This window comes from Terribacillus saccharophilus (assembly GCF_000725365.1).
Lineage (GTDB): Bacteria > Bacillota > Bacilli > Bacillales > Amphibacillaceae > Terribacillus > Terribacillus saccharophilus.
In genome coordinates, this window is sequence record NZ_CP008876.1 from 2445922 (window position 1) to 2466116 (window position 20195).

Consider the following 20195-nt stretch of genomic DNA (forward strand, 5'->3'; position numbering starts at 1 on the left):
TGCATTTCCCATTGGGAATGAGGGGTAGAACCAGCAAAGCTGTCATATGAGGAAAATGTATCTTACTGTAAACACCCATACTTTTTGATTTATGGTTTGATCCATCGCTTTGCTAACATGATCATATTGTACGCAAAAGATCTTTAACCATACTGAATAAAAAATGTAATTAAAAAAGCTTTCAAAGTGTATTTGAAAGGATTTTGATTCAGTAAGTTAAATTGTATCAACCTAAATAAATCATCAAGCAAAGGAGAGTACATACATTCCTCCTTTCCTACTACACATATTTCCATCTAATCAATAAATACACAGCCATGGTTATCATCCAAGAACACGATGACCCCTTGTATTACCTCTATTATTTAACTCATATTAGATACCCTAACAAACTACAGACTAAACATAAAATATTTTACTTTTGACTATTTACGCGAGAAATCTGATATATAACACAGTGTACATCTCTTATTTTTTTCTATATAATACCGACATGAATTCATATACATATCGCAAACCAATATATAGGTAAAAGTACAGGCGATAGAAATAGAGGTGCCAGGATGAAATTCAGTGAATATGAAGTAGGGCAGCGCTACGAAACGAAAGCCCTCAAGCTTTCAAAAGAAGATATTATCGAATTTGCCAAAGTGTACGATCCTCAATACATGCATATAGACGAAGAAAAGGCCAAGCAAGGACGCTTCGGTAATCTGATTGCGTCTGGAATGCAGACGATGAGTACTTCCTTTAAGCTGTGGGTTGAGACTGGTGTTTACGGAGAGCACGTAGTAGCCGGGACTGGAATGAACAATATCCAATTTATTAAGCCAGTTTTCCCGGATGATGAGCTCCGGGTTGTTGTAGAAGTGATCGAGACAGTTCCAAAACGGCGTGGCAATGGTATCGTGACGGTACAGCTGAGCACGTATAATCAAGATGAAGTGAAAGTATTTCAAGCGGAACTTAGCGCACTAATTGATAATTAAAAAAGGAACTAGGGCTAAACCGGCAATCGCCGCTCCGGAAATACACTACGCTTTCCGCGGGCGGCTGGTGAGCCTCCTCGTGCTGTCGCACTCCGGGGTCTCACCTAGGCCTTCCTCCCGCAGGAGTCTCCGTGTATTTCCTCCGCTAGTTAGTAATAACTAAATCTCTTTTGTATAGTCGACACAAACAGTGAAGGCAGAAAGTGAAGTATTCTGGCTGAGCTGAATTTTGACCGAAATACTTTTGTCCTGTTCTTTTAGCTCCCGGTTATTTCATTAACAGCCTTCTCGAAGCAAATATTCACCGTCCGCTGTTGGGAACGGGTTCGGTGCATGACACCAGCAGGGATAGTGAATAGGTCACCTGGCTGTAAGCTGACTGTCTTTTCTTCCAGGTCAATATATAGTTCGCCCTCGAGAACGAGGAACGCTTCATCACAATCATCATGCTTATGCCAATGATAGTCACCGTCAATAACAGCCAAGCGTACGACGTGATCATTCACTTCACTAACAATTTCATTCATATATGATGCGGAATGCTTTGTCAGGTCTAGCAAATGCAGCAGCTCGAGCTGTCCGATTCGTTCGGCTGCTGCCGAAGAGCGGAATTCGGAATGAAGCAGGCTGAAGAGCAGCACATCTTGAAACTGTCCTTCCCATTTGCGTCCTTGGCGAATGGTACCCTCTTGTTGGAAGCCTGCACGTCTAACCAAGCGTTGAGAAGCGACATTATCGGCATTAACCTTGACCTCGAGCCTATTCAGCTGCAAACGGTCAAAGCCGATACGTAGAAGCTCCTGCAGAGCTGCCGTCATGAAGCCTTGGCGCCAAAAGGCACTGCCGAGCTCGAATTCGATTTCGCCTGTTTCATGCAGAAAGTTCAGGCGTTTGAATCCACAAGTACCGATGATGGTCTGGTTATCGTGCTGTCGTATCGTATATCGGCTTGTATGCTTCGTCTGTTCCAACTGCTTGATTCGAGTTTTCGCCTCTGTTAATGACTGTAAAATAGGATAACGCGTCCACTTCGTTACTGCAGCATCTGACCAGATTGGCAGCAATGCGTTGGCATCTTCCTCGGAAATCGGCTTTAGTAAGACTAAATTATGAGTCATACGTTCCTCCTTATAGTGATACTCCTTGCCGTTTCTTGTTGTGTCTTGCATGTATTAGGATTGCAAAGAAAGCTTGTAATAATAAATAGCCATATCGTCTTGTCCGGTTTCTGTAAAGTACGCCGCCAGCTCACTGGCATAAGTTCGTACATTGAATTTATCGCCTTGTTTCAAGAAGTATTCAATTCCCTCTGTCCACACCGTTTCGAAATTTGCACGATCGACATACTTCTTGTGCAGCATGGCAAATTCCCACTTAAATATGTTATCTTTCTCCTCGATGCTCAGCCCGAATCCTTCCTGATAAGCATCTATTGCCTTATCCTGCTGTCCAGTTTTCCAATAAGAGTCTGCCAGAAGGAATAAGGTGTTCAAATAAGCGGAGTATGTCCGGTACTTACGGGCGGCTGTTAAATATGGAATAGCGGCTAACGGCATTTGCTGTGCAGTATATAAGTAACCGATATTATGCTGCACCAATGCAGTCAGGGCACCTTCATTTTTAAAATCAGTATGTGAAAGGGCATCATTCAAAGCATTCTCTGCTTGAGTGAATTCCTTTTGGTCAATAAAGTTCAGGCCTCTCATTAGAAGACTGCGAGCAAGCAAATAGCGATAAGCTGGGTATTTTTCGAATACTTTCACTGCATATTCCGTATGGAAGACAGAAAGAGATGAAATATCCAAATAGAAATATGTCGTCGCTTTTCGGAAGTGGAAATCACCATGCTCTACTTCATCATCAATAGAAGAAAGATATACCTCTGCCTGTTCAAAGGAAGCAAGGGCACACATGTATTGCATTTCCTCACATAGGCGCATTCCTTCTGCAAGGTGATAATAATAATGTAATGCTGGCACGAAAGCATGCTTATACTTGCCAGCTTCTTCGTGATAATATTTACTTTTCTTCAAATCTGATACAAGTACATGGAACCTGCAGGAGAGCAGTAAATAAACTATGTAAAGCGTATCTTCACGTTTCAGATCCGCTATCCGACTTGATAAATCGTGATATATATCCGATGCTTCCTGCCGCTTCCCAAGGCGGATATGCAAATACCATTCCTCCAAAGCCGCAGTCAAATCTTGATCTATTACGAGCAAACTACTATCCATACGCGTCCCCTTTATAGTCATCTTTCGTTATATTTTACCATTTACTCCGAAATTTGTAGATAAAGATGCATAAAATGTAAATTACAAGTAGATTACACGCTATGAGAAATGGGAAGTATATTCTATATCTCAGGAAGAGCGTGTATAATACTGCTATAGATAGAGAGGAAAAATTCACGATAAGGTGATGAGGAACATAGCAAGCATGGAAGAATTGCATCAGGAAAATGAACAGCTGAAGAAGAAACTTGCAGAATATGAGGGAATGATCAAGGAACTATCTGCGCCGATGATTCCATCCATTGTACCGAATACAATACTTGTTCCGCTGACTGGAACATTTTCTGTGGAGCGTTTTACACATATTCAAGACAAGATCGTAGGCAGCGTTGTCGATGTTGATGCAGATACAGTCATCATCGATCTTACTGGCATCAACTACTTGGACATAGATACAATAGGCTACAGGGAGCTAAGTGCCAATATAAAGAATCTGACAGAGGCACTGAAGCTGATGGGTGTCGAAACGATATTCGTCGGCTTTTCAGCCAAATTGGTACAAAAACTTGTCCTATCGAATTCAGGATTCCAAGGATTCAAGTCATATTCCACATTCCGTTCCGGCCTTAAAAGCCTGTTAAAGCAGAAGGGCATGGAAATTAGGGAAATAGAAAAATAATCCAACGAAGAGCTTTCGCAAATGCGAGGGCTCTTTTTCAATACTTTTCCATTATATTGACAGATTTCTTACAGTTGCTTTAATACTGCTAGCATTAGCAATATAACTGCTTACTTTCCATCTTATTTTTTTGTTATAATGCGAGGTAATCAAAGGAATTTATAAAGTAAGGTGATGAAAATAAAAAAACTGAAGAACGTCCTATTCTTCCTGCTTGGAACCATTTTCTTAGGCTTTGGGATAGCAGGAATCGTTTTGCCGGTACTGCCCGGAGGCCCGTTCTTAATGGCAGCTACATTCTGTTATGCAAAAAGCTCCAAACGAATTGACGATTGGTTTAAAAGCACCACTTTTTATACAAAATATGTGCTGGCTATTACAGAGAAAAAAGGCATGACCCTTAAAGAAAAAATCCGAATCAACATAATTGCAGATGCCTTCATTTTATTTTCGGTATTTTATATTGATATATGGCTAGTGAAAATTGTATTAATTGTACTTGGTCTAATAAAGCACTATTATTTCATAAAGAAAATTAAAACGATAAAACCGGAAGAAGCAAGCGACGCTGTTAAGAATCGTGCATGACATTTATAGATAGAGTGAAAGACCGTTTTCAATTGAGAAGACGGTCTTTTTTATGACATTTTGTTCCCGACCGCTATCCATCTGCCATCTATATCTTCAAATACAAACTCCTTATTGCCATAGTCTGTCACCATTAAAGGGCGGACGAGTGTGATCCCTTTGTCCACAAATTCCTGCTGCATCGCTGCTTGTTTCTCTGTAATGAAATACGCATCATATCCGTAGCCATACTGTGTACGGTTTGGAAAGATTCTAGCCAGTGAAGATTGCGTCAGGATAAGCTCTATGGTATCACGGTACAGGCATATATGCGGCTCCGCGCTATTAAGATAAGAGACAGACCGAAATCCTATTTTTTCATAATAATGTGCAGTTTTTTGTATATCTGGACAGGGGAAAATCTGCAGTAAATGGGAAAAGGATGCTTCTGTCATAAGGACATACCATCCAGGACAGCAGTAATCACGAGCTGAGTTTGGGTCGAAGTGAGTTCGATATGTAAGGTAATCATGTTCTTTCCTCCTTCATTTATCTATACGCTTTTTGCTGTTTCTTTTCCTTCTTATAAAACAGATGGTTTATCTACATAAAAGTAATGATCAAATAGCAACCTTTTCCATAGATACACGTATAAACACTATAAGAGCCGAAGGAGGATGCAGATGGCGAATGTATTACTCATAATCGGTGTTATTGCAATCATAAATGGTGGGGTATTTATGGGTGCTCTAACTAGCGGATCACAGCAGCGGGCGAACTATCATACCGAGACGAAGGAAGATAGATTACTGAGGTTAAAGGTTGGAAGAATTTCTGTGTTCGTTGGAGTGCTGCTGATAATCTTGGCAATATTTCTACATTTGTTATTTTAAAAGAATAAAATTACAAATATTGGGTATGAGGGATAGGAAATGTACATGAACGAAAGTACCTGGAATTGGTTAAGGAGGTTGAGATTATGAAACTAGTAGATAAATTCATCTTGTTGAATGTTTCTACAGCAGATGAAGACTATGGTACGGGAGAAGTAGTGGAATCCATTAGCGACTGGTTCGCTGATTTTGAACAATTCATGGATGATCTCGTGCACATGTTTCTGCTTCTTAGCTCGGGCATTGTTTTGTTTATTGGAATCCTCGTTATGATTATTTCCTTATTGGCATCAATGCCGTTTCAATCAAAAGCAGAGATGAGGAATTTTTGGAGAATTCAAACCTATATTATGCTCGGATTCTTTATCACAGCTGTTTTAATTTATACAGTACCCTTAGCTGTCTTCCTATGAATAGCATGTATCGATCTATAGGTGCATGATTTTCCTTCTACGTCTGCTTCATCAACTACTCTATATTTCCTTTTTTCTGGTATTCTTATATACACAGATGTATATGGGGGGAATTCAAATTGAAAGCTTTCTCTATTTGGATGCGTATTGCTACCTTTGCTATCATAACTTTATGGTTAATTGCTCATTATTACCCCGAAATTATTGCTCTGCAGTTTATGCATAGCAATTGGCTCGCTGCGGTTGCTGTTATCTTGGTAATTGGCGGTGCTTTGGCTGCAAGGAGCTTAATTTATGATTTTATATTTCTTGCATTCTTCCTTTTCGTTTTGACAGTATTGAATATCCTGCGGCCTGGACAGGTTATGGGCTTTGGTTTTAATCAATTCTACTATTGGGGATTAACTTTCCTTATGATATGGCAAATGATACTTTTAAGAATCAGAAAAGAAAGAAAAGATGAAACAGCGTGAGGAAGCTCGGACAATCAATCTGTCCGAGCTTTTGTTTTTCCATGGACAAGAAGAGCGGCAATATACTGCAAGGATGAAAGTACAAATGCAAGGAGCGAATAGTCAAATACAAGACCTAAAACCAACATCGTCAAAGCACCGGTGACAAATAGAAGATTGCTTATATATTTTCGCATACGCTTAACATAACATTTCCAGTTAAATGGGTGTCAAGGTTGAGTTGGTTGTATAAGAAAGAAGACAAGCTAAACGGCAAAGTGTCAGTTCATCAGGTTCTATTGTATTTCAACCAACGAATCCTGCAACTCATCCTTCGATTTCAGATTTCTGCAATGTAAACGCTATTAAAGAATTGTCCTCCTGTATAGTGGAATGCTATTACAATGGTAATCGGGTCGATTTGGATTTTGATGATTGTGTACCGGTGCATTAGTGCCGGTCTTTTGCATGCGAAAAAAATATTGGAAATAACCTGTTGACAGGGTAAATTAAAGTGATATATAATTATCTCGAATTAGAGATAAATAATTTCTACAAGCGAACTCATATTTTTTTATCCTAATGTCTCGAATTCGAGATAATAGCAAATTATTTTTTTAACCATATATCTCGAATTCGAGGTAAATGAGGAGATGAAGAAGACATGACACAATTTACAGAGTTAGTGAATGAGCGGAGATCTGCAAGCAACTTTCTCCCAGACAACCCAATAACGAAAAAAGAACTTGATGAGATCTTTAACTTAGTGAAGCTAGGTCCATCGGCATTCAATCTGCAGCATACGAATTACGTGGTCGTGTCAGATCCTGATAAAAAGCAAAAATTAAAGGTCGCGGCAAACGGCCAGTACAAGGTTGAGAGTTCTTCGGCTGTGATCTTAGTTTTAGGCGATAAAGAAGCCTTTCAGCAAGCAGCCGATATCTATAAAGGCTTGAATCTGTTAGGTATCATCAATAAACAAGAATACGATCTTATGGTGAATGACACAGTTTCTTTTTATGAAGAACGGGGGCAAGAGTTTCACCGGGACGAAGCAATTCGAAATGCGTCCCTTTCCGCCATGCTGTTCATGCTGGCTGCTAAAGAAAAAGGCTGGGATACATGTCCGATGATCGGATTCGATGCCGACAAAGTAAAGGAAGTATTAGATGTTCCAGCGCAATATGAAGCTGTGCTGATGATTACGATCGGCAAAGAAAAAACAGCAAGCAGAAAACCAAGAGGATATCGCAGACCTATTAGTGAATTTGTTAGTTATCAATAAAAAAACTTAGGAGTGAACAAAAATGACAAAACAAACACAAGGAATTCATCACATTACCGCAATTGTAGGCCATCCACAGGAAAACACTGATTTCTATGCTGGTGTATTGGGACTTAGACTTGTAAAGAAGACCGTGAACTTCGATGATCCAGGCACATACCATCTCTACTTTGGAGATGAAAAAGGTAAACCAGGTACGATCATTACCTTCTTCCCTTGGCCAAACGCATACCAAGGCAAAATCGGCGACGGTCAAGTAGGTGTTACATCTTATGTGGTACCAAAAGGCGCACTTGCTTTCTGGGAAAACAGACTTGCGAAATTTGATATTACATTTAAGAAAACAGAGCGCTTTGGCGAGACGTACTTACAGTTTGATGATGTACATGGACTGCACTTGGAAATCGTGGAAAGAGCAGAAGGCGAAACGAATACATGGACATTTGGCGAAGTAACACCTGACGTTGCAATCAAAGGGTTTGGAGGAGCAACACTTTATTCTAAGACTCCTGACGCAACAGCAGGACTACTCGAGCAAATGGGTTTGGAGAAAGTCGGAGAAGAAGGTGATTATGTCCGCTATCAAGCTGCAGGCGATATCGGAAATATAATTGATATTAAACTGACAACGAGCGGAAAAAGCCAAATGGGCGTCGGTACCGTTCACCACATCGCATGGCGAGCTAGCGATGATCAGGATCAGCTAGATTGGAGCGAATATGTGGATGGACTTGGCTATGGCGTTACACGCGTTCAAGATAGAAACTACTTTAATGCAATTTACTTCCGGGAGCACGGCGAAATCCTATTCGAAATCGCAACAGATCCTCCAGGATTCGCCATTGATGAAACACCGGAAACAATGGGTGAGAAATTAATGCTTCCAGAGCAATATGAACAGCATCGCAGTAAAATCGAAAATCATGTATTGCCGTTCGAGGTTAGAGTTCTAGACTGATCTCACCGAAGAATTAAAAGTTTCCAATCGGAGTTCTCTATACTGAAAGGCCGAAAAAGTCGCTCTCAAGGCGGAAGGATTGAGAAAAATGCTTAAAACAGCGGGAATTCATCATATCACTTCAATGGTTAACGATGCGCAAAGAACAGTTGATTTTTATGCAGGTGTGCTTGGATTAAGACTTGTGAAAAAAACGATCAACTTTGACAGACCTGAGGTATACCATCTCTATTTCGGAGATGAGTTAGGTAGCCCTGGTACGATCATCACATTCTTTCCGTGGCCGAAACAGCTCAAGGGTCGAATTGGGAAAGGGCAAGTCGGCGTAACCAGCTACAGCATCCCAGATGGAGCACTTCCGTTCTGGGAGGAGCGGCTGAAGAAATATGAGATTATAGCAGAATTTGCTGTTCGTTTCGGTGAAAGGTATCTCAGCTTTGTTGATCCGGACGGTCTTCGTCTGGAGCTGGTGGAACAAAAACAAGGACCAGTGAACAGCTGGAACTTTGGCAGCATTACATCCGCAGTTGCGATAAAAGGATTTGCCGGTGCGACATTATTTTCGGCAGCACCTCATCAAACAGCTGATATTCTGGAGAACATTCTGGGATTGACATGCATCGGCCAGGAAGGCAATTATCTCCGCTTTCGTGCCGAATCGGACATTGGCAATACTGTCGATATTCAGCTCACTCCTGAGGTCCGTGGCTTAATGGGTGCTGGCACTGTTCACCATATTGCTTGGCGCGCCAAAACCGATGAAGAGCAGAAGAAGTGGCACAAGCTTTTGGAAGAGAAGGGTCATCATCCGACCGAGATAACCGATCGAAATTATTTCAACGCATTATATTTTCACGAAGCCGGCGGTATTCTTTTTGAAATCGCGACAGATCCACCAGGCTTCTCCGTGGATGAACAAACAGAAAAGCTGGGAGAGAAACTCATGCTGCCGTCTTGGTTTGAATCCGAACGAGTTGAATTGGAACAAACACTACCGGACATCAAAGTCAGTGTTTTGAAGGGAGATAAATGATGAAACACTTTTTTCATAAAGGTAAAGATAGCACCAAGCCGACTTTCTTACTGCTTCACGGAACCGGCGGAAATGAATTGGACTTATTGCCACTAGCGGGAAGAATTGATGAAGATGCATCCGTGCTGAGCGTGCGGGGAAACGTCTTGGAAAATGGTATGCCGCGCTTTTTCAGGCGTTTAGCGGAAGGTGTATTTGATGAAGAGGATCTTGTATACCGTACAGAGGAATTAAATAAGTTTCTCGATGAAGCAGCGGCAGAATATAACTTCGACCGTGATAACATCATCGCAATCGGCTACTCAAATGGCGCCAATATCGCTGCAAGCTTGTTGTTCCATTATCAGAATAGCTTAAAAGGTGCTATTCTCCATCATCCAATGGTGCCAAGAAGAGGAATCGAGCTTCCGGATCTAACCGGTAATAACGTCTTTATTGCCGCAGGTACCAATGATCCAATCTGTTCACCGGCGGAAACATTGGAACTGGTCAAGCTACTGAAAGAAGCGCATGCAGATGTACAGCTTCATTGGGAAAATAACGGGCATCAGCTAACGAACACAGAAGTGGAAGCAGCTCGCGAATGGTATATCGGCTAAATTGTTATAAGAGTTTATCAGCTCGATAGTGCATCAATCAATGGTGTTGATTCTAAGCAAGTGTGAAAGCAACAAATGAGGAGTGTAAACACAAATGGGATTTTTAGATAAATTATTCGGAAAAACAAAGGAGAATGAAACAATGGAAAACGTTAAATTAGCAGTTGTATATTACAGCATGGGCGGCACGAACTATCAAATGGCAAAATGGGCAGAAGAAGCAGCAAAAGAAGCTGGCGCAGAAGTAAAAGTACTGCAAGTACAAGAACTTGCACCACAATCTGTCATTGATGCTAATCCGGCTTGGAAAGCACAAACGGAAGCAACAAAAGATGTACCTGTCGCGTCTTCTGCTGATCTGGAATGGGCTGACGCAATCATCTTCAGCGTACCAACACGCTTCGGTAACATGCCATCTCAAATGAAGCAATTTCTTGATCTTCAAGGCGGTCTATGGGCAAACGGTAAAACAATTAATAAAGTAGTCAGCGCTATGACATCTGCACAAAATCCGCACGGCGGACAAGAAGCAACATTGCTTTCCCTATACACTAGCATGATGCACTGGGGCGCAATCATCGCAACACCTGGCTACACAGATCCAGTACTATTCGCAGCTGGAGGAAACCCTTACGGCACAAGCGTAACAGTGGGTCAAGACGGCAAGATGATAGAAGATGTAGAAGCTGCTGTGAAGCATCAGGCGAAACGTACAGTATCTGTTGCAGAGTGGGTTAAAAAAGGTAATTAATAAGATAACACGAAAGGCTGGTATGCACGCATACCAGCCTTTTTTATTTACTACGAAAGTTTGCATGTCTTTACATTCTGATAATCATGGTTTAAGATAATTAAATCGTAATTATTACTATTTAAAAATGAAGTCGTGCAAAGGGAGATATAAAATGAAACCTTATTATGACGTGATTATTGTTGGCGGAGGTGCTTCTGGCATCGGAATAGGCAGCATTTTGCAGGAGATGGGCTGTGAACATTTCGTTATCCTAGAGAAAGGGGAAATCGGTGCATCTTTCCGAAATTGGCCGCAAGAGATGCGGTTCATTACCCCTTCCTTTCCTGCTCAGGGCTTTGGACAGACGGATTTGAATGCAATTGCTCCGAAAACATCTCCAGCATATACATTGGATGAAGAACATCCGACCGGCGTGGATTATGCACAGTACTTAGAGTTGATTGCAGATCATTTCGAACTTCCGGTGTAGGAGAATACAACTGTTTACAGTGTTGTTAAGAATTCAGATGGATTTGAGGTAAGCACATCCAAGGGAGATATCTCCAGCAGGTTTCTTATCTGGGCTGCTGGTGAGTATCAATACCCGAACCGTAAACCATTTCCAGGAGCAGAACTGGCGCTTCACTCCAGTGAAGTGAAATCATGGGCAGATATTATTGAATCAGAGCACCTTATAATTGGCGGCTACGAGAGTGGCATGGATGCTGCTTATCAGCTGTGCAGCAGAGGTGCCAAGGTCAAGGTGCTGGCGAAGACCAATACATGGGAATTCGATCATAGTGATCCGAGTGTTTCTTTGACGCCATACACCTACGGCAGAATTCGTAAACTTGAGGACCCAGAAAAACTTGAATTGATCGGAAACACAGAAGCGGTGCACATGTATCAGGAAGACGGAAAATATGCCGTTAAAACTGCTGACAACAAAGTATATTACAGCGATACAAAGCCGATTTTGGCAACAGGGTTTACGGGGAGTACGTCATTGCTTGGAGATCTTGTCACAAGAGGTGATCATGGAAAAGTACTGCTTACAGAAGATGATGAGGTAGTAAAAACACCAGGTTTATTCCTGGCAGGACCCGAAGTGAGACATGACAGCCATGTATTTTGTTATATTTATAAATTCCGCCAGCGCTATGCGGTGGTAGCGAAAGCAATTGCGGATAATCTGCAATTGGACCAATCTATTTTGGAACAGTACAGACAAGAGAATTTTATTCTAGATGATTTGTCCATGTGTGGTGAACGGTGTCAATGCTAGCAGCCAATCAAAAAAGTCAGGAAGTAATCTTGCTTGGGTGCGAATCAGTTGGAAAAACAACCTTTTTTCGACAGCTGACCGGGAAAGAAAATGCTGTGAGCTCTTATGTAAAAGGATCGACAGTAGAGATAATTTCGGCTTCTGTACAAGGTACAAATCTTGTATTGGTAGATGCCCCAGGTCTTCGCGTAGAAGGAGACGCCTATTCCATGCAGCTAACCCTAGAGCATGCAAACCAAGCTAGCAGCATGATATTATTCGTCTCATCAGCATCTTTAAAGCAGGAGTTAAATATGCTGGAGAATCTGCTGCCTCTACGAGGAAGGAAGACTGTACTAATAGTAACGCACACAGATCGCTACATGCCTGCCCAAGAGGAAAGAAGGTATATTGAAAACCTGCTCCATATTCCCGTCTTCTGGAAAGATACGCGTCAGGCAATGGGACAGCAGGAATTGCTGCAGGCAATGGAAATGGCGGAAGTTTGGGGAGTGCCAAAGAGCGTACTCTCCTTCCTGCCTGAAGCGAAAAATCCACCACCATCCTTACTATACCCTTTTACTATTCCGGTAGTGGGCAAGCTGTTAGCTCTTATGTTTTGTCTGGCAATATTTGCGGTACCCGTATTTACAGCGTATTTTTTAGCCAGCTGGCTGCAGCCGCTGGCAGAGTCATATATCCTTAATCCGCTCGCGGAAGCTCTGAGCAATCTGCCGGTGCTGCTTTCGGTGCTGCTAGTGGGGGATTATGGTTTGTTGACTTTAGGTTCTTATTCTTTTATTTGGGCTTTTCCCGTTATTGCCCTAGTGGCAGTGGCAACAGTTCTAACGGAGGAAAGCGGTATGCAGGAGCACATTACCCATGCATTGGATGGATGGCTGCGTAAAATTGGACTGACAGGAAGAGATCTTGTACCAGTGTTAACTGGCTTCGGCTGTAACGTTGTAGCAGTATTACAAAGCAGGAGCTGCAGTGTCTGTTCCAGGGGAGCGTGTGTGTCACTGATATCATTCGGCTCCGCATGCAGCTATCAGATTGGTGCCACCTTATCGCTATTTGGTGCAGCTGGAAAGCCTATTCTTTTTTTACCTTATTTGGTCGCATTATTTATTGTCGGTGCGATACATACACGAATATGGAATAAACAAGCTGCCCCACAGCTGGAAAGAAAGGCGCCGCTGCCGTATGTGCAAAAGCCTGATATGGCTAGCACTGCAGCTCGTATAAAGGGAGTGGTCAGGCAATTCGTTCTGCAGGCAATGCCGATCTTCTTGCTTATTTGTATAGCTGCATCCCTGCTGCAGTTCACCCCACTATTTCAGTGGTTGACTGTAATGCTTCAGCCTTTTCTGCAAGTACTGCATTTACCTTCAGATACAGTGGAAGGAATCGTTTTTTCTTTTATTCGCAAAGATGGGCTGCTAGTGCTGAACCAGAATGGCGGAGTCTTGATCGGCAGTTTATCAACCGCCCAGATATTCTTGCTTGTTTATCTTGCCAGTACGTTATCGTCCTGTGTTGTAACGCTATATACTATTGCACGCGAATTCAGTGTGAAGCATGCAAGCGGCTTATTCGCCAAACAGGCATTAACCTCTGTTGCAAGTACATTAGGACTGGCCTTTATCCTATATACACTCTTTTAAAAATACGCACAAACGAAAGGACACTTCTGCAATGAAGTGTCCTTGTTGGATAGATAGAGAAAGATTACAGACGTTATTATTTAGTTTATTAGTACACCCATTTGTCTTCGTGCCTGATCCAGTATCCCCATTGTAATAATTGAATTTTCCCATGTATTGACTGAAGACTGCTGTTTATTCGTTTGGATAAGCTGGATGAACTCTGCAATTTCATAGTACATCGGGTCATATTCCTGCTGTCTGCTAATGTCTTCACTTGTTCCGTCAGGATAATGTATTTCCACTTTCTTCGGACTTGAGATATGGTGGACGATTATGGTTCCTTTTTCACCGATGATTTCGGTTGGAAGATAGGAATTCGTGATGCAGGAAAACATAACACTCGCTTTGACTTCATTATAGTCAAGAAGCATATGCCCTTGCCCGTCGACGCCTGATTCTAAGATAGTGCCAGTCGTTTGAATAGACGTTGGTCTGCCAAACAGCGCAACCAAGGGTGCTATAGTGTAAACACCAAGATCCATTAAAGCTCCACTAGATAAGGCTGGATTGAATAGATTTGGCAATGATCCATTCTTCAAATCATCATAAAACGGAGAGTAGCGACAGCTTGAAGAAAAGTAAGAGCGTATAGGACCGATTTTATGCAGATGTTCTCTGACGCTCAGGAAGTTGGGCATATATGTCGATTTCATCGCTTCCATAAGAACGACGCCTTTTTCTTCTGCCTTTCCAATCATATGTAATACTTCTGAACTGTTAGAGGCAAAAGGCTTTTCGCAAAGCACATGCTTGCCGTTCTCTATAAATAGTAAGGCTTGTTCCGCATGTAAAGCGTTGGGACTGGCTATGTAGACGGCGTCTATGTCATCATGTTCAGCCATCTCGTTAATGTCAGTAAAGGCGAGTGGAAGCTGATGCTTCTTAGTAAATGCTTGTCCTTTTTCTTCCGACCGGGAATACACAGCTGTGACTTTGAAGTCTCCATGTTGTCTGCCAGCTGCAATGAATCTCTCAGTAATCCAATTTGTACCGACAATACCGAATCTAATCAACCTGCATCAACATCCTTTCAGGGGTGGTTATACTATAATCCTACTTCTATATTAGCATTGAATGAAGTATGACTTAATCAAGAGCACAGAAAGAGAACGGACACATATCAAGCAGATGTCCGTTCTTTAAAACAGTTATGTTTTGTTTATTTATCTAGTATTTCTAAGAGAAATACTGCGCTGCCAAGATCAGTTGGCTTTTCTGTAGTACCATGATGATTTGCATATCCGACTAAGCTACTTATAACAATAGTACCTATCAGTACCAGTGAAAAAATAACTTTCTTCAAACAAATCCTCCTCTTTTTAAGTAAGAGTTAGTAGATAGTACTTCATTGCAAGATCATGCTGATTGTTGTCCGCATAATATTGGGCTAATTGTTTCGAGAAAAGCCTGACATTATAAACATCTTCTACTTTCTGAAAATAATTTATCCCCTCCTGCCAGACAATTTCATAATTCAGCCTGTCTTCATATTTTTTATGCAGCATTGCGAATTCCCACTTCTTTGTCATATTATTTTCTTCAATGCTGGCTTGAAATCCTTCTTTATAGACTTCTATTGCTTTAGAAGGTTGATTCGTTTTCCAATAACAATCAGTTAACAAGTATAAAATCTTTAATAAAATACGTTTTTGTTTCCCTTGCAGAGCTGCGTTAAGATAGGGAATTGCAGTAGCTGGTAAATCACGTTTTACATAAAGCACGCCAAGGTTAAGGTTTGTAGACGAGATAAAGTTTTGATTTTTGTTTTTTTCGAAAGTTGTTAACGCTGTTAGAAGATATTTTTCCGCTGATTCGTAGTTGAGTTGATCTATGTAATTCAATCCCTGCAGCATTTGCGTCCGGGCAAGCAGGAATTCCATTCTTTTAGAAGATTTGAATACTTTTGCAGCTCTTGCACTATGAAGAACAGACAGATTGGTAATGTCGAGAAAATAGTAGGTCATGGCTTTTCGGAGATGGAATTCACCTATATCTATAGGATTATCCAGCTGATCAATGTAATTCTCAGCATTCTCAAAATAGTGAAGTGCTTTTTGGTAATTTCCTTCATCATAGAAAAGAATACCTTCTGCTAAGTGAAGGAAATATCGGTGGGTATCATGGAAGTGGTCTTGGTGTGTTTTTGCATTATCAAGTGATATAGCGGTATTCTCAGCATCTTTTTGCATCAAATAATAGCGACTCTCAAACAGAAGATATGTGATAAGCATCTCGACATCGAACTCGTTAATATGTTTCTTAAGCTCTTTGTGGATGGTGGCGGCAGCATCTTTTTTATCAAGCTGAATGCTGACAGACCAATTATCCATTAGAGCTGCAATATCGAGGTGATCCGAGAGATTCCGTCCCATAGTGAAAAGCTCCTTTAAAATAATATTATTAGATACAATTCTACCATTTTTTGTCGAATATTGAATTGAGAGACTGGTAATTGGAAGGAATTACTATAAAGATATAGGAATTAAATATTAAGAAGATGATATAAAGATTATTCCAAAAGCTATGATAGCAGATTTTCACAATAGTAAGAAACAAGCAATTGTTGTTAGAAGAGAAAATTTAACATAATTAAGAAAAGCTCTCCTGCTTAGGAGAGCTAAAATCTATTTATAAATACTGTTATCACATAGATCAAGATGCTTTCTTAGAAATAGTTATTTAGCTTTCCTCTGCAGCAGATAATGCAGCACAACGAAAAACAAGCCAATTATACCCGCGATAATAGGAAACAGCAGAGAACCCGTTTGGTAGTATCCTTGAACCACACCTTCATCAAGTAACATAACTTCTTGCGGAAAAACTCTAGAGAACAAATCAATGAAAAAGAACATCATAAATGAAATGGCAATAAAAATAATTCCGGAAATAAAGTACATAGATATCAATTCTCCTTTAGTGTAAGCATTCCTCAATAACTCAGGGCGCCATGTATTATGAATTTTGTCATAATATATATATAAGATTTAGTAAATCCGACATGTAACCCTTTACGAAAATAATATATTTTTATAATTTAATTTTTTCATCTTAATAACAGATAAACCTTATTTTTGACAGGTTCTTTTAATAATCGGCGCCCTTTCTGTAGGAGGCGTCGTTTTGTGTTAGCTTATTTAATTAAATCTTTACAAGAAACGTAATTAGAGAAAATCTATGTTTGTTACATTTATATTAGGGAACGAAGAAGTGAAATGTTGCTGATGTGTGTTAATTATTTTAGAGGTACTTAACAATTTGTAAATGCTAAATGCTATACAAATGATAACTAAGAGTCAGCTAACTCTTCTTGGAAAAAGATTAACAGTAATTGTCTCAAACCTCATTATACAGTTTTTGGTAATACTTGTGGATTTTTCAGTCGAAATTTTAGGAGCAGTCACAAGTAGGGATGAGCTTGTCTCTATAAGTGTTTTAAAACAATGTAAGAAATTAAATAGAAATGGATACTCAAAGATCAGACTATCAGGCTATTATTCTAAGATGCGGGGTGTACTATGGTCAAAGATACGTTAGAGATACTAAGTCATTTCATTTTTTACATTGGATTATTATTTACGTTGGTATTTGTTTATAAAGTTGTCTACATAATTGTTGCCTTTAAGGCAAGAAGAAGTAAATATTCAACAGAGAAAGAAGTTCCTCTTCGTAAATACGCTTTTTTAATTCCAGCTCGAAATGAAGAACTTGTTATCGGGCAGTTAATTGAGAGTATAAAGAATCAGAATTACCCTAAAGAAATGTATGATATCTTCGTTATTGCTGACAACTGTACAGATAATACAGCCCAGATTGCTAGGGAATCAGGAGCAATCGTCGCGGAACGCTTTAACGAAAAGATGGTTGGGAAGGGATATGCGCTTAAGCATATGCTGAATATCATAGAGATGGAGTATTCATCTAAAAATTATGACGGATACTTTGTATTTGATGCTGACAATCTTCTTGATGAAAATTACATATTTGAGATGAACAAAACCTTTAATCAAGGATACAGAGTCATCACTAGTTACCGAAATTCCAAAAACTATGATCAGAATTGGATTACGTCTGGATATGCACTTTGGTTTTTGTATGAAGCAGAGTTTCTAAACCGTCCAAGAATGTTTCTTAAAACGAGCTGTGCTGTTTCAGGAACCGGATTTTTAGTTAACGCTGATGTTTTCAAAGAAAATGGAGGCTGGGTTCATCATCTTCTTACAGAAGACATTGAATTCACGGTCGCGCAGATTATTAAAGGTGAAAAGATTGGATATTGCAGCAGTGCAGTATTTTATGACGAACAGCCGTCTACATTCAGTCAGTCGTGGAAACAGCGGTTACGTTGGGCAAAGGGGTTTTACCAGGTATTCATGAAATACGGTAAAGAGCTGTCATATGGTATGATCCGTGGAAAAGGGAATAAATTTTCGTGCTTTGATATGATGATGACGGTGCTGCCAGTAGTAATTGTTTCTATTCTCTGCCTTATCGGTAATGTACTGATACTTTTACTTGTATCATTAGAAGGAAAAGGGTTGTTCCAAACGTATCTTATAGGTGGAACTTTAGGGATTCTGTGGATTTATGGATTGCTATTTGCACTTGGATTAATAACAACCATAATGGAGTGGGATAAAATTCGTTGTCCAAACTGGAAAAAGATCTTTTATCTGTTCACTTTCCCACTCTTTTTGTTTACCCATTTGCCAATCTCCATCGTAGCTTTGTTCAAGAAAATAGAGTGGAAACCGATTCCTCATACGGTTGTGAAATCCCTCGATGATTTGCGTCAACGCTCATAAAATTTCACAGTAATCAAAAAATCCCCCCTCATTGTAAAGTGAGGGGGGATTTAAATTTTTTATAATTTATTTGATTGCTTTGCTTACTTTTAACTTTTTACCTTTGATTGTCGTATTTTCCATGGCCTGTAAGACTATTGAGCCCTTACCATTCAGAATATCAACGTATGACATTTGATCCTGAATGGTTATGATGCCGATATCTTCTGCTGTGACTCCAGGGATTTTTGCGAGCGTTCCAACAAAATCAACAGCACGGATTTTCTTCTTTTTACCGCCGTTGAAATGGAGTTTCATAATATCTTGATTGATTCGAGCTGTTTTATTATTTCTTACAATGCGTTTGCTGCTGAGTTTTTCTTCAAAAGCAGCTTTTCCACCAGCAACTTCCTGAGGACTAGGAGCTTCTGTAGTAGGTATCTCAAAGCCAATGTATCTTTCAATTGCGTTAATGAACTTTCCTTCATATGGTGTCGAAAACGTAATGGCTTTTCCTTTATTTCCGGCACGGCCAGTTCTACCAGTTCGGTGCACATAGGCCTCTTTTTCCATAGGAACGTCATAGTTAATGACAAGTTTCACATTATCAATATCAATACCTCTGGCTGCTACATCAGTGGCCACTAAATAGCGGAAGTTCCCCATTTTGAAGCCTTCCATAACAGCAAAACGGTCTTCTTGTTCTAGTCCCCCATGGAGCCTCTCACATGGATATCCAGCTTCATCCAGCTCACTATACACAGTATCCACATGTTCTTTGGTTCGGCAGAAAATGAGGCAGCTGTCTGGATTTTCTACAACCGTGACGTCTTTAAGAAGTGAGATCTTTTCTTCTTCCTTCACTTCGATTAACAAATGTTCAATGGTATCGGCAGTTACTCCAGTTGATTCAATTTCAATGCGAGTAGGATCCTGCATATACTTTAGGCAAAGATCTTCAATATCTTTAGGGAAGGTAGCAGAGAAAACCATTGTTGCACGGTTTGAAGGCAGCTTTTTAATGATCGCTTCCACTTCATCGATGAAGCCTTTATTCAGCATCTCATCTGCTTCATCAATGATAAGATATTTTATCTGTTCCAAATCTAGGGTTTCTCGTTCAATATGATCCATGACCCGTCCAGGCGTACCAACAACTACATGGGTTTTTTGTTGTAATTCATCTTTTTGCTTCTTAAAAGGTTCTTTTCCATAGACGGCTACTGCCTTAATTCGTTTAAACCTTCCGATATTCGTAATGTCTTCGCGGACTTGGACCGCAAGCTCCCTAGTTGGAGTAAGAATTAACGCCTGTGGTTTTTTTTCTTCCCACACAACCATTTCGGAAACAGGAATACCAAAGGAAGCAGTCTTTCCACTTCCTGTTTGAGCTTTTACGAGAAGATCTTGATTTTCCAATGCTAATGGAATAACTTCACTCTGAACTTCAGTTGGAGTTTTGTATTTTAACACAGTTAGTGCTCTTTTTATTTCTTCGCTTACATGATAGTCCGCAAAACTTACTTTACTCATTATTTAACCTCATTTTTTGTTTTTTCATTATGTGTATAGTATTTTTTACAACAAATATTATATGCATTAT

The 20195-nt window shown here is 40.3% G+C and carries 21 protein-coding genes and 1 pseudogene; 14 read left to right on the plus strand and 8 right to left on the minus strand.

The window, feature by feature from the left end; translation table 11 throughout:
- Nucleotides 1–563: 563 nt before the first annotated feature.
- On the plus strand, nucleotides 564–989 hold the full coding sequence (locus tag GZ22_RS12400) for a MaoC family dehydratase (RefSeq protein WP_038563021.1): 426 nt from the start codon (nucleotides 564–566) through the stop codon (nucleotides 987–989).
- A gap of 257 nt (nucleotides 990–1246) precedes the next feature.
- Here GZ22_RS12400 and GZ22_RS19120 read toward each other — a convergent pair whose 3' ends face one another.
- Nucleotides 1247–2107: a GNAT family N-acetyltransferase gene (locus GZ22_RS19120; RefSeq protein WP_164072076.1), complete on the minus strand. Its 861-nt coding sequence runs from the start codon at nucleotides 2105–2107 to the stop codon at nucleotides 1247–1249.
- A gap of 54 nt (nucleotides 2108–2161) precedes the next feature.
- Nucleotides 2162–3226 carry a tetratricopeptide repeat protein gene (locus GZ22_RS12415; RefSeq protein ID WP_038563027.1) on the minus strand — a complete coding sequence of 355 codons (1065 nt, stop codon included), beginning with the start codon at nucleotides 3224–3226 and terminating at the stop codon, nucleotides 2162–2164.
- A 205-nt stretch (nucleotides 3227–3431) separates the two neighbouring features.
- On the opposite strand from GZ22_RS12415, the gene GZ22_RS12420 reads away from it, so the two are divergent.
- Nucleotides 3432–3905, plus strand: coding sequence for an STAS domain-containing protein (locus GZ22_RS12420; protein WP_051748258.1), 474 nt, complete (start codon nucleotides 3432–3434; stop codon nucleotides 3903–3905).
- A 174-nt stretch (nucleotides 3906–4079) separates the two neighbouring features.
- Nucleotides 4080–4493 carry a YbaN family protein gene (locus tag GZ22_RS12425; protein WP_245609729.1) on the plus strand — a complete coding sequence of 138 codons (414 nt, stop codon included), beginning with the start codon at nucleotides 4080–4082 and terminating at the stop codon, nucleotides 4491–4493.
- Between the two features lie 50 nt (nucleotides 4494–4543).
- Here the strand turns inward: GZ22_RS12425 and GZ22_RS12430 are convergent, their stop codons facing one another.
- The gene (locus tag GZ22_RS12430; protein ID WP_038563032.1) at nucleotides 4544–4927 is read right to left on the minus strand and encodes a VOC family protein; all 384 of its coding nucleotides are present in this window, start codon (nucleotides 4925–4927) and stop codon (nucleotides 4544–4546) included.
- 228 nt (nucleotides 4928–5155) lie between these two features.
- On the opposite strand from GZ22_RS12430, the gene GZ22_RS12435 reads away from it, so the two are divergent.
- From GZ22_RS12435 to GZ22_RS18295, 10 genes and pseudogenes are all read left to right on the plus strand, one after another.
- Nucleotides 5156–5365: a DUF5316 family protein gene (locus GZ22_RS12435; RefSeq protein WP_038563034.1), complete on the plus strand. Its 210-nt coding sequence runs from the start codon at nucleotides 5156–5158 to the stop codon at nucleotides 5363–5365.
- Nucleotides 5366–5451: 86 nt separating this feature from the next.
- A complete protein-coding gene (locus tag GZ22_RS12440; protein WP_038563037.1) occupies nucleotides 5452–5778 on the plus strand; it encodes a hypothetical protein in 327 nt (108 codons plus the stop codon).
- 119 nt (nucleotides 5779–5897) lie between these two features.
- Nucleotides 5898–6251: a hypothetical protein gene (locus GZ22_RS12445; RefSeq protein WP_038563040.1), complete on the plus strand. Its 354-nt coding sequence runs from the start codon at nucleotides 5898–5900 to the stop codon at nucleotides 6249–6251.
- 643 nt (nucleotides 6252–6894) lie between these two features.
- Entirely contained in the window at nucleotides 6895–7515 is a 621-nt protein-coding gene (locus GZ22_RS12450) for a nitroreductase family protein (RefSeq protein WP_038563043.1), read from the plus strand.
- Between the two features lie 22 nt (nucleotides 7516–7537).
- Nucleotides 7538–8473: a ring-cleaving dioxygenase gene (locus GZ22_RS12455; RefSeq protein WP_038563046.1), complete on the plus strand. Its 936-nt coding sequence runs from the start codon at nucleotides 7538–7540 to the stop codon at nucleotides 8471–8473.
- Nucleotides 8474–8561: 88 nt separating this feature from the next.
- Entirely contained in the window at nucleotides 8562–9506 is a 945-nt protein-coding gene (locus tag GZ22_RS12460; RefSeq protein ID WP_038563049.1) for a ring-cleaving dioxygenase, read from the plus strand.
- Nucleotides 9506–10105, plus strand: coding sequence for an alpha/beta hydrolase (locus GZ22_RS12465; protein WP_038563052.1), 600 nt, complete (start codon nucleotides 9506–9508; stop codon nucleotides 10103–10105). The genes GZ22_RS12460 and GZ22_RS12465 overlap by 1 nt, the downstream gene beginning before the upstream one ends.
- 142 nt (nucleotides 10106–10247) lie before the next feature.
- Entirely contained in the window at nucleotides 10248–10856 is a 609-nt protein-coding gene (gene wrbA, locus GZ22_RS12470) for an NAD(P)H:quinone oxidoreductase (RefSeq protein WP_038565995.1), read from the plus strand.
- Between the two features lie 154 nt (nucleotides 10857–11010).
- Nucleotides 11011–12123: pseudogene (locus GZ22_RS12475) on the plus strand (NAD(P)/FAD-dependent oxidoreductase).
- Nucleotides 12117–13769: a nucleoside recognition domain-containing protein gene (locus tag GZ22_RS18295; protein WP_038563054.1), complete on the plus strand. Its 1653-nt coding sequence runs from the start codon at nucleotides 12117–12119 to the stop codon at nucleotides 13767–13769. The pseudogene GZ22_RS12475 and the gene GZ22_RS18295 overlap by 7 nt, the downstream one beginning before the upstream one ends.
- 80 nt (nucleotides 13770–13849) lie before the next feature.
- On the opposite strand, the gene GZ22_RS12485 is transcribed toward GZ22_RS18295, so the two are convergent.
- From GZ22_RS12485 to GZ22_RS12495, 4 genes are all read right to left on the minus strand, one after another.
- Nucleotides 13850–14824 carry a Gfo/Idh/MocA family protein gene (locus GZ22_RS12485; RefSeq protein WP_038563057.1) on the minus strand — a complete coding sequence of 325 codons (975 nt, stop codon included), beginning with the start codon at nucleotides 14822–14824 and terminating at the stop codon, nucleotides 13850–13852.
- Nucleotides 14825–14970: 146 nt separating this feature from the next.
- The gene (locus GZ22_RS18620) at nucleotides 14971–15114 is read right to left on the minus strand and encodes a hypothetical protein (RefSeq protein WP_164072078.1); all 144 of its coding nucleotides are present in this window, start codon (nucleotides 15112–15114) and stop codon (nucleotides 14971–14973) included.
- 16 nt (nucleotides 15115–15130) lie between these two features.
- Nucleotides 15131–16183 (minus strand): tetratricopeptide repeat protein, encoded by a 1053-nt coding sequence (locus GZ22_RS12490; protein WP_038563060.1) that lies wholly within the window; start codon nucleotides 16181–16183, stop codon nucleotides 15131–15133.
- Nucleotides 16184–16486: 303 nt separating this feature from the next.
- Entirely contained in the window at nucleotides 16487–16708 is a 222-nt protein-coding gene (locus GZ22_RS12495; RefSeq protein WP_038563062.1) for a hypothetical protein, read from the minus strand.
- 618 nt (nucleotides 16709–17326) lie between these two features.
- Here GZ22_RS12495 and GZ22_RS12500 point away from each other — a divergent pair.
- Nucleotides 17327–18613, plus strand: coding sequence for a glycosyltransferase family 2 protein (locus GZ22_RS12500; RefSeq protein ID WP_038563065.1), 1287 nt, complete (start codon nucleotides 17327–17329; stop codon nucleotides 18611–18613).
- A gap of 66 nt (nucleotides 18614–18679) precedes the next feature.
- Here the strand turns inward: GZ22_RS12500 and GZ22_RS12505 are convergent, their stop codons facing one another.
- Nucleotides 18680–20125, minus strand: a complete 1446-nt coding sequence (locus tag GZ22_RS12505) for a DEAD/DEAH box helicase (RefSeq protein WP_038563068.1) — start codon at nucleotides 20123–20125, stop codon at nucleotides 18680–18682.
- Nucleotides 20126–20195: the final 70 nt, after the last annotated feature.